Origin of the sequence: Sphingomonas oryzagri (assembly GCF_029906645.1) — a bacterium.
Classification (GTDB): domain Bacteria; phylum Pseudomonadota; class Alphaproteobacteria; order Sphingomonadales; family Sphingomonadaceae; genus Solisphingomonas; species Solisphingomonas oryzagri.
This window is the reverse complement of record NZ_JARYGZ010000001.1, coordinates 606,201-620,836: the sequence shown is the minus strand read 5'-3', so window position 1 is coordinate 620,836 and position 14,636 is coordinate 606,201. Positions and strand designations below refer to the sequence as shown.

The window sequence follows — 14,636 nt, the reverse complement described above, 5'->3', positions numbered from 1 at the left end:
AAAGTTCGGATTTGGCCGAAAGCTGACTGACAAGTTTCGGACCTCTATCGGAGGATAGCGGTCGCTCGTTTCCCGCCCGACTGATGTCGATGGGCTCTCCTAGGGGCATCGTCCATATGCGCGACCTTGCTAGTGTGGTGCATGCGCATCCGATTGATCAGGGTTTGCCATCTCCGGCGCCCGTCAGGACTTCCCGGTTGAAGGAGATCGCGGAGATCTTCGTATCGAGAGCCTGTACAACCTGCGGTGTGAGATCGTTGGCCATGTTGCCGCCAATGACACTCCCGCGATCCAGCAGCAAACCGCAGCCCCGCGCCTTGTAGATCTGGGCAACGATCGGCTGCATCGATGCGCCGATCTGCTCGATCACCTTGACCTTGGTCGCTTCGAGCTCGCGGTTGCGCTGCTCCGCCTTGGCCTGAAGCGCGCGGGCGTGCTGCTCGACCGCCTGGACCCGGGCCTGCCGGTCGGAAGGACTGAGTTTGCCCGCTTGATCGGCAAGGGCCTGCCTCTCGGCCTCGAGCGCCTTGCGATCGGGGGCGAGTTCGGCATCGGCCTGCTGCGTCAATTCCTTGAGACGCTCGCCCGCAGCGATACCCACTTTGGAATTGGCGAATACGGCTGGTCGCGAAAGCATGCAGAGGCCTGCGACCGGCGTTCCGCCGAGGCCCGAGGCCGGTTGCGGCGGAACGTCCGCCTGGGCTGCGAACGGATGGAGCGGGGCGATCGAAAGCACGAGGAATGCAAACGGCTTCATGGTTCCAGAGTCCGGATTCAGGCCGCCGCAGCCGTCGGCAGCGCGGCGAGCGGTTCGAAGGAGATGCTGTTCTGGATTTCGACGGTGTTGGGCCCGAGCGCCATCGGGCAGCGGACGCCCGGCATGGCGGCAACGTCGAACAGCTCCGTGATATGGCCCTCCAGCCGGACCCATTCGACGATATCGCCGGTCTGGAGGTTGACGATCAGGATGCCACACCAGGGATCCGCATCGCGTCCGCGCAGTGCCCCATCGAGCAGCAGACCATTGAACGTGCCGTTGCGCGGCTTGGACAGGGTGACGATGGCGTGGCCGTCGTGGATGGCGAGCCCGCGCAGGAAACCCGGGCAGAAGGCAATGTCGGTCTTGTGGCCGGTGGCCGGATCGATGCGGATGATCTGCCCGCGCCCACTGTCGAGCGCATAGACGTGACCGCCCACGACGCGGGGTGAATGCGGCATGGAGAGCTGGTTGGTAACGATCAGCCCGGTCTCGACGTCGATCAGGACACCGCCCTCGTGACGCCGTTCGCGCCAGCCCGACAGGACGTCCGAACGGCTGACCGCCGTCACGTAACGCGGCCTGCCTTCATCCATGGCGAGGCCGTTCAGATGGCAGCGATCCTCGGGTGCGAGCTTCGAGATGAAACCCGGCTTCCAGATCGGCTTGAAGCTATGGGTGAGATCAAGGGTGCAGAGGCAGCTATACTTGGTGTTGACGAAGATCACCCGACCGTCCGCATCGATGCCGACCTCGTGAATATCGACATCGCCCGTGGTCTGGGCATTCCTGGGCACCAGCACCGCATCGAAGGCCTTGTTCCCGATCTCACCCGGCTTCAGCATGTTTTCGAGCCGCCAGAGCTGGAAGAGCGATCCGAGATAGAGGCGGCCGGATGACCAGCATACGCCCATGGCGCGCGTAAAATTCTGCTGATCGAACGAGACCGTCCCGTTGGGATGCGATCCGACCAGGAAGAGCTGCCCGGTCTGGTAGGAGGTAAAGGCAAGGCTCAGCCTGTGCGCCTGGAGCCAGGCGTTGAACCCGCGAGAGACGGAGATGTTAGTGGTGCCGGGCGCAGCGGCCGCCGGCCCTTCGCCGGGCGCGAATGCCTGCCCGGTGGTCGGCTGTGGGGCGGTGTATTCGGGCGTCTCGTTCGCGTTGGACATGGGATATGCCTAGAAGGATCGGGAGGCACCCTCTCAGGCACCTCCCGGGATTGAGGATCAGAGCTTGAAGCGGATGCCGACGCGCCCGCCGCCGCCCTTGTAGGAGTTGCCGGCGTCGGCATCACCCTCGATGAAGCCCGAGAGGCGCCCGGTGGTCAACAGGTTCACGCCGATCGAGCCCTCGCCATGATCGCGAAGCTTCGCGGTCGTGACACCGTCGGACGCGCCGCCACTTTCGAGCAGGGCCGAACCGTCACCATGGAAGCCGTGGACCCAGGCTGCGCGGGCGTAGAACACCGCCTTGCCGCCCTTGCCCATGTCGAACGTGCCGCCGATGCGGAGACCCAGCTTGCCGGTGAGCGCGCTGCCGTTGTCGAAGTCGATCGACTGGCCGAGCGCATGCAGCGTGCCGAGATCAGTCTTCTGCCAGATGAGGCTCGCCACCGGCTCCGCAAAGAGGCCGTCGCCGCCGAACCGTGCACCGACCTCGCCCTGCGCTCCATAGCCGTTGCCATTGAAGCTGTCGCTCCATTGCTCGTCGCCGTTGTGGGCGTTGATCCGGTAATGGTCGTACTGGCCCAGCAGGTTGGCGAAGAACGGCCCGGTTCGGAAGCTCGCATAACCGCCGAGGTTCTCGGTGTCGAAGCGCAGCCGCTCTGCCCCGGCGCGGAAGTTGACGTCGCTTGACAGGTAACCGCCGGTCACGCCGAAGATGACGGCCTTGCCGTCTTCCGACTGCTTGCCGGCAAGATCCACCCCGGTCTGGAAGCCGTAATAATCCTGCCGGTAGCCGACATTGTCGCCGCCCGCATGCTGGTGCAACGTGTCCACCTTGCCATAGGCTTGGCCCCAGACGCGCTGGCCGGTATCGCCGCCATCGCGAAGCTCCGCCATATGCGTGCTCCACGCATCCGCCGACTGCTGCCAGATCGACTGCGCCGCCTGCGTCGCCTTCGCCAGACGGTTCACCGCCGATCCGGCCGTGGCGGTCAACTGGAAGCTGTTCGTCCCGCCATCGAAGCCGAGGCCGTAGCGCACGAAGCCCACGTCATTGCCGGCAATGCTGAACGCCGTCGCCGACGTGCCAGCACCCGCCTGCACGAGCGTCACCGACTTCGACAGGAGCGTCGCGTTCGCGGCGCTGCCGTTAATCAGGATGGTGGTCGAACCGGTCGCGGCGCCTCCAACGATCAGCTTGTCCGCCACGCCGTTCGCGCCGACATCGAGGCCCAGCCTCGCCCCGTTCGAGCCAACGTAGGTGCCCGGCAGGGTCAGCGTGTCGCCCGCCACGCCGTTGCGCAGATCCACGAGACCGCCCGTATTCTGGAACGCGTCCAGACCCAGCATGGAGACGTTTCCGGGCGTAGTGCCTGCGTTGACCAGCAGGGTGCCGCTGTTGACGACGAGGTCGTTGCCTCCGCTGAAGTCGCTGTCCTTGGCGACCGCCCATGTGCCGCTGTTGGTGAGCAGATCGTCGCCACCCGACAGCCGGACGGCGCCGATCAGCTTGCCTTGGTTGTCGATCTCGGTCGCCGGCGTGCCGGTGACGATCGGCGTCGGATCGGGAGAAACGTAGCTCACCACGCCCGAGACATCGACGGCATACCCGCTACCGCCCTGGATCGTCCCGGCATTGGTGATCTTCACGGCGCCGCCGCCGTTCTGCACCTGGATCGCGTCGCCCGCAGCCGTGACAGAACCGGTACTGCTCACGTTGACGGCAGTCGTGCCCGACTGGTTGATCACCGCGACCGCCGCATCGGGGAAGAGATCCTCGGTCTGCCCGGCCGAGGCGATCTTGCCCGTCAGGTCGATCGAGACGCTTCCGTCGCCGAACTGGCCGGCATTGGTGCGCACGAGAATATCGCCCGCGCTTGCCGCGATATTCTGCGCTGTGATCGCGACATTGCCCGACGCGGTGGCGTAGATGCCGACGCCGCGACGCCCGAGAGCAGTGACGGTGCTGGCATCGATCGTGGTCGAGCCATAATTGTTGTTCGAAACGATGCCGACATCGAAATCGCCGCTCGCGGTGACGGTCCCCGCCTTGACGGCGATATCGGATGCGGCGGCGCCATCGCTCCCGGCAGTGGCCACATCGATGCCGGCGCTCAGCGAGCCGCTGACCGTCACGTTGCCGGCCGTGATGTTCGCGTTGCCGCTATAGCCGACGCCATAAGAGTTGAGCCCGCCCGAGCGGGCGACGATGCCGTTGGCATTGTCACCGGAGGTAGTGACGGTGTCCGCATTGATCGTGACGCCCGTGTCGCCCTCCACGATCATGCCGGCCGCCTTGATGCCGCTCGTCGCGACCGAACCGGCCGTCACGTCCGTCGAAGCGCCGAATGCATAATCCACGATGCCGATCGCACCGCCGCCGCTCGTCGTGATCGCGTTCGCCTGAATGCTAACCGGACCACCATAGGAAAGCGTGACGATGCCGGCGGAGTTGGTGCCGCTGGTCGTGATCGTGCCGGACGAGACATCGATCGCCCCACCCTTTCCAAACGCCAACACGCCGGATGCATGATCGCCGGTCGTCGCGACCGTGCCGGCCGTGATGTCGAGCGTCGCGTCGCCGATCGCGGATGCGTAGAGGCCCAGCGCGCCGGTGCCGGCGGTGGTGATGGAACCAACGTTGACCGTGGTGTCTGAGTCGCTCTCAAGAACCAGGCCGGCCGCATCGTTGCCAGCGGTGGTCACGCTGCCGGCTTCGACATTGACCTTGCCGCCCGTCAGGCCGGTCACACCGATGACCTCGATCCCGCTCGCATTGTTGTTGGCCGTCGTCACGCTGCCGACATCGATGCCGACGTTCGCGGCGGAATATACCGCGATGGCCGTCGCGCCGAGACCTTTGGTCGATACCGAATCGGCCGTGACGTCGGCGGTGCCGAGGGGGGCGATCGCCACGATCGCCGCCGAATAGTCGCCGTAGGTCTTGACGTTGCCGGCCTTGATCGAAACGCTTCCGTAGTAATTGTGGTTGAGCGCCACGATGGCGCTGTCCTGGGTGGCACTGGTCGTCACGCTGTTGACGTCGACGGACACGGATTTGGTCGGATCCCCGAGGAACGATCCCGTCGGCGATACATCCGCTTCCGCGTTGACGCTTCCGGTTATGTCACCCTGGGTGATGGAAACCGATCCGCCGATGCTGAGCGCGCCGATCGCGACCTTGGGCGCATCTACGGAGCCGGTGCCGTCGATCGTCACGTCGCCATAGGCCTGGGCATCGATGCCGAACCCGTTGGCTGCGGAAATCGCCCCTTCATTGTGGATCGAGACCCCGCCGGCATAGCCAAGCGCGTCCACCGCATCGTCGTAACCGGGGCTCGATACACCGCCGCTGATCGTGATATCGACGCTGCTTCCGGCCGCGAAGATCGCCCGGCCGATGCCGCTACCACCGCTGACCTGGTTGGCGTCGATCGTCACCGAACCGCCGGCCACGCGCTTGAAGGTGGCGTAATAATTCCCGTTCTGCGTGTAGCCGCCGTCGGGCACGTAACTGATCGTCGATGCGTAGATGCCGTTCTGGTAGGCATCGACCTTGCCATCCGATGAAATGGTGATGTTCCCGGACGTGGAATGCGCCACGATTCCGTTGACACCCGAACTGACCGTTCCGTTGTTGGTGATCGTGATGTCGCTGCCGGCATAGACGTTGATGGCGCCGCCGTTGGACTTCTCGCCGGGAAATTCGACGACACCGATATAGCCGTTGTTGGTGACTTCGGCGGTGCCGCCGGAATTTACGACGACGCCCTGCGCCCGCGCGCCGTGCGCATAGACATAATCGTTGACGGTCACGTTGACGTCGGCATCCGCGCCGATCCCGCCCGCATAGATGCCGAGCGCCGGGAAGCGGTTCGTTTCGAATGCGGATACCGATCCCGCGGTGATGCTTACGTCATGGCCGAGCGCGTAGATGCCCGTGGTGGCCGCGGGAGCCACGGTCGACACGCTACCGACATCGATGCTGATGTCGCCATTGTAGGAGACGGCGTGGATGCCCTTCGCAAGGGTGCCGCTGTCGGAGATCGATCCGGCGGTGATGCTGATATCTCCGCCCGCCGTCGCATAGATGCCGGTGGAGTTGTTGCCCGTCGTGCTGATGCCCGCCACGTCGATCGAGAGGGAGCCTGCCGCGCTCGCGTCGATGCCGTCGGAAGAGTTTCCGCTGGTCGTCACCGTCCCGGCCGCGATCGTGAGGCCGCCGGGCGAGGAGATGGAAATGCCAGGCGCGTAGTCCCCGCTCGTCGCGACGTCCCCATAGGTGACACTGACGTCGCCGGACGCCGCGGGAGTCGCCGCCGCGCGGAGCACGGGGCGGACCGTGAGATCCTGCGGGCCGACCGCACGGGCGGCTTCGGACGGGGAGAGGAGCGAGGGAATCCCCGCCTCCGCCTTGCTCAACAGGGTGTCATTGCTATTGCCGAGCAACAGAAACTGCTCGACCTTCGACGCAGGCGAGTTGGTACCGGTCACCACAGGCCCGACACTCGCGAGGTCGATCGCCGTGCTTTTCACGGTCGGGCTGGCCGCGGATCGGGCGGCCTCGGCAGTGTGGATCGTCAGATCGAGCGGCAACGCGGCGGCTTTCCGCGTCGGAAGGCTGAAATTCGGAGCGGAGAGCTGATAAGCCGGGTTGACGTTGGCAGATGCCGCCGGAGCCAGCAGCAGCATGGCGGCAACACCTCCGCCAAGAGCGGTGCCGAGCCTGAGACGGGAACCAAGACGCGATACGGGAATACGTGCGACGCAGCGTTCATGCATGGAACAGCCCCCAGATATGTTTGTCTGAGGGGAGGACACCGGGCGAGCGCGTGACCCGTAACCGTTCCGAAAGAAAATTCCCTAGAAGCTGTAATGCATGCCCAGCCGCACTGTCCGGGGCCGCAGCGGCGTAATGTCATGCTCGATGAACGATGCGAACGGCGTGCCAACGTCGAACGCCGGTGCGCGGCTGCCGAACAGGTTGGTGACGTCGATCGTGAAGGCGATCCGGCGGACGGTCAGCCCGGCATCGAGCGCGGCCGTCGTATAATCGCCCTGCCGGCCTGTCCGGAGGGTTTCGATACCCAAGATCGAGGGCCCGACATGCTGGACACGGATACCGCCCCGCCACCCCCACCCCTCCGCGTCATCATGCGCATAATCGAGCGTGACGCTGGCGCCATTGCGGGCGACGTTCGGAAGCACCGTGGTGTAGTCGTCGTCGATGAGCACGCCGGGGGAATGAAGCCTGCTGCGCGCAAGGAAACCGGCTGCGTGCAGCTGTATCTCCGGCATGATGCGAAGATCCAGCGTGGCGTCGATCGTCGCGACATGTCCGTTGCCGATGTTGGCGACGGCCGGCTCGCCGATGCCGTCCAGGATATCGGCCTGGATGTCACGCCACCGGCTCTCCGTCCCGGTGAGAGAAAAGGCCAGACCGTCCTTGCCGGCAACGCCGTATCTCAGGCCCAGCTCGGCGGCACCCAGCCGGTCCCCCGCATAATGCTGAGCGTCCATGCCCAGCGTAAGGCCACCGGGGCGGAAGCCCGCTTCGTAGCGCAGGAACGTCAGCAATCCCAGAAGAGGGGTATAGGAAAGGGCGACCGACGGCGCGAAGCGGTGTTCGTCGCTGGTCGCCCGCTGCCGCTTGTCGCGAGTCACCTGCAACGGCGAGTCCTCGGTGAGTACCTGGAACGGCGAGGATACGTTGATCGTTTCGCCGGACAGATGGTCCAGATCGAAACGGCCACCCAGCGTGACGGACAGGGCTCCGATCAGCCGCCGTGTCGCCTGGGCGTAGATATTGGCTTCGGACGTCCGCTGGTGGAGCTGCGCCAACGGCGCCACATAAGCCGGTCTCCCATAACTGCGGCTTTCGTGCTCGTTTGTCTGAAGGAAGCTTGCGCCCAGAACCCAATCCGCGAGCGGCGAGGAGGCGGAGACCCGCGTTTCCTGAGAGATCAGATCGGCATGTTCCTTCTCGTCGAAGAGATTGATGCTCTTCGCCGGCAACAGAACCTCGAACCGCTCGCCCAGCGACTGATCCACGAACCCGGTGGTCGAGTGGACGGAGAGCGTGCCGATCTTTCCGGTGACGACGACGTTGCCCGACAGGAAGAGGTTGTAGGACGGCTGGGGGAACAGGCTGGATCGCGTGAGCACCGGATCACCGGCGGTCTCGAAAGGTGCGTCCCGATTGTCGATACGCTGCGCGATGCCGTTCGTGTCGAGGGTCCATCGATCGGACAATTTCCAGCGCAGCGAGAGCCGCCCGCCATGCGTCAATGACCGGTTGATGTTCTTCAGTCCGCGCTCGACGTCGTCGATATAGCCGGCGTCGGTCGCCATATAGCCGACCGCACGCAGTGCCAGCCGGTCGCCCACGAGCGGGAAGTTGATCATGGCCCCCGCGTCGCCGCCGACAGCGCCGTGGGCGGTGTCGGACAATCCCAGCCACACCGCGCCGGCGACCCGGCCAAGTTGCGGCGCGTTCGGCTCAACGCGAATGATCCCGCCCAGCGATCCCGCGCCATAGAGCGTGCCCTGGGGCCCCGCGAGCACCTCCACGTCGGCGACGTCGTACAGGCGCAGGTCCGGATCCGGGGCGCTGTAGGTCAGGCGCTGGTCGCCGAAATATTGCCCCACCAGAGCGGGGCTCGAACCCGTGAAGCTGCTGTCGGCGATGCCACGCAGAAACAGCTTGTCGCGTCCCCCGCCCCAATCGGTGGACAGCAGGATCGGCACCTGCGCGGTGAGCGCTTGTGTATCCGGAGCCCGCGTATAACGATCAAGGCCTACCGCATCGACGACAAACACCTCGGCGGGATATTTGGCCAGCGGCTCGTCCTGCTTGGAGGCCCGCACGACGATCTCCCCGGCGGGAACCGGGGATTGCGGCGCGGCGGGGGCCTGGTTGCGGCCCGGCAACGGCCGTTCGATGCGCCAGAGTCCCGGCCCGAGCCGCGCCCCGGTCAGATGCGCGGTCCGGATGATCTGCCTGAGCTTCCCGTCCGCCGAACCCTCCAGATGGAGCGGTGGAAGCTGGGTCTTTAGCAGGCCGGCCTCGGCAACTCCGACACTCGTACCATCCTGCGCCGCTAAGGCGGCTAGAGCCTTCGAGAGAGGCCCGGCCGGCAAATCGAGTTGCGTCCGGGGGGCGCCGGCCCGCGCCGTGCCGGCAAGCATCAATACGGCAAGGAAACCGCTAGCGCGTGATCGCATTCGAGGACGGTTCCAGTATCCACGCTTCGCCGTGTCGTCTTACCGTCACACCGAGCAGCGGACTGATATGCTGGAGGGCCTGCCCCGGATCGCCCGCCATCGCTATCGTGCCGGCAAATCGCCGGTCGGCGATTGCGGGAGAAGCGGTTACCTGGGCGCCGGTGAGATCCTGGATGTCGGCGGCGACATCGGCGATCGTTGCGCCATCATATTCCAGCACGCCGCGCTGCCATTGGCCGACAGAGCCGTCGGCCGAGGCGCCCGTTTCGAAAGTCCTTTGCGAAGAAAGGCGGACCTGTTGCCCGGCGACCAGCCGAACAGGTTGGTTGTCGCGGCTATCGACGCGCACTTCACCCCGCCCGACGCTGACCACACTCTCGTCGCCCCTACGCCGGATCTCGAACACGGTGCCGACGTCTGTTACGGTGATGTCGCCCAGCGTCACCGCGAAGGGATGGGCTGCGTCATGCTCGACGCTGAAGGTCGCGAGCCCCCTGCCCATATCGACACGCCGCGCGGCCTTGTCGATCGTAAGGCTCGAGCCTCCCGCCACGGCGATACTCGTACCGTCCGGGAATGCGAGCGTCCGGGTTTCGCCCGGCCGGGTGGAGATCGCCATCTCGGAAGCCGGCTGCGTTACGACTGTCCTGTGGCGGACGAACAATCCGGCCGGCACTGCCAACAGCGCGAAGCTCGCGGCAAGCGCCCAGCCATGCCAGCGAGACCGCGTCCGCGGCAGCAGCGGAATGGGTTCACCGTGCGGCGGCAAGGCCGCGACGGCCTCGGCGATATCCTGATCGAGCAGGCTGAGACGATTGAACTCGTCCGCATGGCGAACGTCGGCCGACATCCACAAGCCCAGCGCGTCCCAATCCTCGAATTCGGGATGCCGGGTGCGTATCACCCACTCTTGCGCCGTTGCGCTGATAACCGGACTCATCATAGACTCTCCGGATACAGGACACCGCCGGCGGCACTAAACCTCATCACGGTGGCTCCCCAGCGCCAACAGCGCGTCATAGGCCTTGCGCAAATCCTTTTCCACGGTGCTCAGGCTGACGCCGAACTCCTCGGCAATCCGGCGCTGATCGACCCCATCGATACGATATCGGCGAAAGATGCCCGCCGCGCGATGCCCGACGTTCAGCAAGGTATCGTCGACCAGCGCCAGCTGCTCGCTGGCCAGCAGGCTGCGTTCGGCCGAAGGCATCTCGACCGCATCCTTGTCCCGATTGTTGACATAGCCCCACTCCGCGTCACGCGCCCGTGCACGCGCAGCCTCGCGCGCAAGGTTCAGCACTAGGTTATGGCCCATGCGGAACAGATAGGACCGGGGGTTGGAGATACTGGCCGTGTCCGTCCGACAGCAGCGCAGCCAGAGCTCCTGCATCACATCTTCGACGTCGATCCCCGCAAGGCCGCTTCCCATATGGGCACGCAGGAATCCGGCGAGCTGCGGCCTGTGCGCCATGAAGGCGTTCGCGAGTTCCGTCGCCACATCGACATCCGGACCCGCTTCGGTCAACGCAACACCTCCAACATGGCGACTCTATAGCGCGTGTCCTATGGCGGTCACCATCTCACCGCAGCACAATCGCCTTCTTTTTCGCCTGACATCCATTCCCAGTCGCGGCAGCCGCAACGGCCTTGCCGGAATTCGATCTCGTGATGACGAACAAAGGGCGGGTCTCGGCGCCGAAGGATCCAGCCTCGAACGACGGCATTGGGCGCACAGGTGCCCGGCAAGTTGGAGCAGGTTCGAGCAAGCTTTCTGTGTAGGGCAACCGGCCGGATGCGGAAATCCTGATCAACCGGAGACGTCTGCGGCCTTGAGAACGATCACTTGAGATCGTTCTTCGGACTGCTGATATTTCTCCAATGCGATCTCGGCCATGAAGCTACGGTAATGTCGAACGAGGCTACTTCCATCCTGAAACAGATGACCGTCCGCGCGTAGCATTTCCAGAGCCTCGCCCGTCACGAACACCTCAAGCTCACCCGAAGGCACCGCTAGGTAAATGCTTTGGTTTCTCACAGGCCAAAAGTGTAATGATCGATTGGGACATTCAATGTTCTTCCTGACCTTGCTCAATCTGGGACGACGTGGCCAATCGAGCGGCGACAGCCTCACCAACGACTGGCGCAGCACGCTTATTCCGCGTCGCTTCGCCGATCAGCAGCAGGGTCGGGCTGTCGTCGCTCACCGCCTCGACGAGGAAGGGGAACCCGGAGAGGCGGCCGCGGACCAGGCGCTCGCTCGGCAGCGAAACATCGACGGCGACCAGCACTGGCGTCTCTGCCGACAGGCCCGTTGCGATCAGGTTGCGCGCGATCTCGCCGGCCGCGCTGCGTCCCATATAGACCGCCAGGGTCGCCTCGCTGTGGACCAGCGCCGGCCAATCGATCGCCAGCGTCTCTCCGGCGCGTGCGTGCGCGGTGACGAAAGTAAGCCCCCGCGCCAGCCCGCGCAGCGTCAGGGAGATGCCGGCGGATGCGGCCGCCGCGCTGGCGGCGGTGATGCCGGGGCAGATCTGCACGCGAATGCCGGCGGCTGCCAAGCAATCCATCTCTTCCGCCGAACGGCCGAAGATGGAGGGATCGCCGCCTTTCAGGCGCACCACGCGCCGCCCCTCGCGCGCCGCCCTCAGCAACAGGCCGTTGATGTCCTCCTGGCTCTTCGAGTGGCGGCCAGATCTCTTGCCGACGCTCACCAGTTCGGCACCCGGCCCAGCTAGCGCCAACACTCTCGCGCCGACCAGCGCATCGTGGAACACCACGTCCGCCCGACCCAGCAACCGCTCCGCCTTGCGGGTGAGCAGCTCAGGGTCACCCGGCCCGGCGCCGACCAGCCAGACCGTCCCCGGCGCGAAGTCGTCCTGCGTCATGCGATACCTTCCTTTGGGACGGGCGGATGCTCGGCGAGGATGCGGGCGAGTGCTGGGCGGCAGGAGCCGCAATTGGTGCCGGCGCCCAGCGCCTTGCCGACAGCGGGGACGTCGACGAGCGCCTGCTCGGCTATGGCCGAGACGATCGTGCGCAGGCCGACATCGAAGCAGACGCAGATGATCGGCCCGCGATCGACCTGCATACCGACCGGGCGCCCTGCGAGCACGGCGGCGTTGGCGGCCTCGCCCAGCTGTGCAATCAGCCAGTCGCGCGGCGGCAGGCTGTCGTCGCGGACGATGAAGAGAGCGGCGGCCAGCCTGCCGTCGGCGATGATCGCCGTCCTGCGCGAGCCGCGCCTTGCATCCGACACTTCTACGCGCTCGCCCTTCGGCAGCATGCGATCGAGCCGCGCGGGATCGCCGGCGCCCGCCAGTTCATAGAGCGTGCCGGTCGGCACCGTCACCCGCGTCGCCCACAGGCAATCCGGCATCAGGTCGGCATGGCCTTGGAGCAGCAGGAAGCCGCGCCATTCCACCGCCGCCTTCTCGGCCCGCGCCGGGGTCTGCTTGAAGCCGGGCTGGCCCGAATGCGGATCGACCAGCGGGCGCGGCAGCAGGCCGGTGCGTCCGCCGGTGGACTGGCGATCGGTCCAGTGGATAGGTGTGAAGAGTTCGCCCCGCCGCTGGCCCTCGCTGAGCGTCACGCGGAACAGGCTCTCGCCCTGCGGCGTGGCGACACGGGCGATGTCGCCTTCGGCGAGGCCCAGTTGCTCGGCGTCGCTGGGATGCACCTCGACCAGTGGCTCCTCGCGATGGCGTGCGAGCTTTGGCGAGAGACCGGTGCGCGTCATCGTATGCCATTGGTCGCGATAGCGGCCGGTATTGAGCGTCATCGGCCAGGCGTCGAGCGGTTCGGCGAGCGGCGCCTGCCGTACCGCGACAAGCCGCGCCCGGCCTTCCGGCGTCGGGAAGCGGCCTTCGGCAAAGGGCCGCCCGCCCCAGCAGAATGGCTCCAGCACATCATAGGCCGCGTTACCGATCGCGGCATGGGCCTTGAGGTCGAACAGCCGTGCGCCGTCATTCTGGTAAGCCGAGAGGCGGGCATGCTCGCGCCAGACGTCGGCGGGGCGATCGAAGGCGAAGGCGTGATTCCAACCCATCCGCCGGCCGATTTCCTTGACGATCCACCAGTCAGGCCGCGCCTCGCCTGGCAGCGCGAAGAGCGGGCGCTGGCGGCTGATCCGGCGTTCCGAATTGGTGACGGTGCCGTCCTTTTCGCCCCAGCCGGCGGCGGGCAGGCGGACATGGGCGTAGCGCGTCGTGTCAGTGTCGGCGATCACGTCCGAAACGACGACGAAGGGACAGCCGGCCAGCGCCTCGCGCACCCGGCCTGCGTCCGGCATCGAGACGGCCGGGTTGGTCGCTATGATCCAGATCGCCTTGATCCGCCCCTCACCTACGCCACGGAACAGGTCGACCGCCTTGAGGCCGGGCTTCGTCGCCATGCGCGGCGCCGACCAGAAGCGCCCCACCCGCGCGACGTTGTCGGCGGCGAAATCCATGTGCGATGCGAGGCTGGAGGCGAGGCCACCCACCTCCCTGCCCCCCATCGCATTGGGCTGGCCGGTGATCGAGAAAGGCGCCGCGCCCGCCTTGCCGATCCGTCCGGTGGCGAGGTGGAGGTTGCAGATCGCGTTGACCTGATCGGTGCCGCGCCGCGACTGGTTGATGCCCTGGCTGAACAGGGTGACGGTGCGCGGATGCGCCGCGAACAGATCGTAGAAACGCTGGAGATCGGCCGGCGTCACATCGCAGCCCTTCGCGATCGTCCAGAGATCGTGGCCTTCGTCGAGGTTCTCCCAGAAGCCTTCGGGCACGCCGACACTGGCGGCAAGATAGGGCTCGTCCACCAGCCCCTCGCGACGGCAATAGGCAAGCAGCCCGTTCATCAGCGCGACATCGGTGCCGGGCCGGATCGGAAGGTGGAGATCGGCATCCTCGCACGTCTCGGTACGACGCGGATCGATCACCACGAGCTTGGCGCCCGACGCCGCGCGGCGCGCCTGGATGCGCTGGTAGACGATCGGGTGGCACCAGGCTGTGTTGGAGCCGACCAGCACAAACAGGTCCGCCGCGTCGAGATCGTCGTAGCTCGCGGGGACGACATCCTCCCCGAAGGCGCGGACGTGCCCCGCCACGGCGCTCGACATGCAGAGCCGCGAATTGGTGTCGATGTTCGACGAGCCGATGAAGCCCTTCATCAGCTTGTTGGCGACATAATAATCCTCGGTCAGCAGCTGGCCGGAGACGTAGAAGGCGACGCTGTCCGGCCCGTGCCGCGCGATCGTCTCCTTGAAGCGCCGCGCCACGAGATCGAGCGCCTTGTCCCAGCTTGCGCGCTTGTCCCCGATCATGGGGTGAAGCAGCCGCCCCTCCAGCCCCACCGTCTCGCCGAGATGCGTGCCCTTGGAGCAGAGCCGCCCGTAATTGGCGGGATGATCCGGATCGCCCTGGATCGTCACCGACCGTTCGCCCGTCGGCGTGGCCAGTACCCCGCAGCCGACGCCGCAATAGGCGCAGGTGGTGCGGACGGGCACGCTCACG

Annotated in this window: 9 protein-coding genes; all 9 read right to left on the bottom strand. The window is 65.9% G+C overall.

The window, feature by feature from the left end; all coding sequences use genetic code 11:
- Nucleotides 1-157: 157 nt before the first annotated feature.
- Nucleotides 158-757 (bottom strand): OmpH family outer membrane protein, encoded by a 600-nt coding sequence (locus QGN17_RS02950; RefSeq protein WP_281043022.1) that lies wholly within the window; start codon nt 755-757, stop codon nt 158-160.
- Nucleotides 758-774: 17 nt separating this feature from the next.
- Nucleotides 775-1,926, bottom strand: coding sequence for a TIGR03032 family protein (locus tag QGN17_RS02945; RefSeq protein WP_281043021.1), 1,152 nt, complete (start codon nt 1,924-1,926; stop codon nt 775-777).
- Nucleotides 1,927-1,983: 57 nt separating this feature from the next.
- Nucleotides 1,984-6,615 carry a beta strand repeat-containing protein gene (locus tag QGN17_RS02940; RefSeq protein WP_281043020.1) on the bottom strand — a complete coding sequence of 1,544 codons (4,632 nt, stop codon included), beginning with the start codon at nt 6,613-6,615 and terminating at the stop codon, nt 1,984-1,986.
- Between the two features lie 171 nt (nt 6,616-6,786).
- Nucleotides 6,787-9,111 carry a TonB-dependent receptor gene (locus QGN17_RS02935; RefSeq protein WP_281043019.1) on the bottom strand — a complete coding sequence of 775 codons (2,325 nt, stop codon included), beginning with the start codon at nt 9,109-9,111 and terminating at the stop codon, nt 6,787-6,789.
- Between the two features lie 19 nt (nt 9,112-9,130).
- Nucleotides 9,131-10,087, bottom strand: a complete 957-nt coding sequence (locus QGN17_RS02930; protein ID WP_281043018.1) for a FecR family protein — start codon at nt 10,085-10,087, stop codon at nt 9,131-9,133.
- A 36-nt stretch (nt 10,088-10,123) separates the two neighbouring features.
- Nucleotides 10,124-10,672: an RNA polymerase sigma factor gene (locus QGN17_RS02925; RefSeq protein ID WP_281043017.1), complete on the bottom strand. Its 549-nt coding sequence runs from the start codon at nt 10,670-10,672 to the stop codon at nt 10,124-10,126.
- 282 nt (nt 10,673-10,954) lie between these two features.
- The gene (locus QGN17_RS02920) at nt 10,955-11,182 is read right to left on the bottom strand and encodes a hypothetical protein (protein ID WP_281043016.1); all 228 of its coding nucleotides are present in this window, start codon (nt 11,180-11,182) and stop codon (nt 10,955-10,957) included.
- A gap of 31 nt (nt 11,183-11,213) precedes the next feature.
- On the bottom strand, nt 11,214-12,032 hold the full coding sequence (gene cobA / locus QGN17_RS02915; RefSeq protein WP_281043015.1) for a uroporphyrinogen-III C-methyltransferase: 819 nt from the start codon (nt 12,030-12,032) through the stop codon (nt 11,214-11,216).
- Nucleotides 12,029-14,635, bottom strand: a complete 2,607-nt coding sequence (locus QGN17_RS02910; protein WP_281043014.1) for a nitrate reductase — start codon at nt 14,633-14,635, stop codon at nt 12,029-12,031. The genes cobA and QGN17_RS02910 overlap by 4 nt, the downstream gene beginning before the upstream one ends.
- Between the last annotated feature and the right edge of the window lies 1 nt (nt 14,636).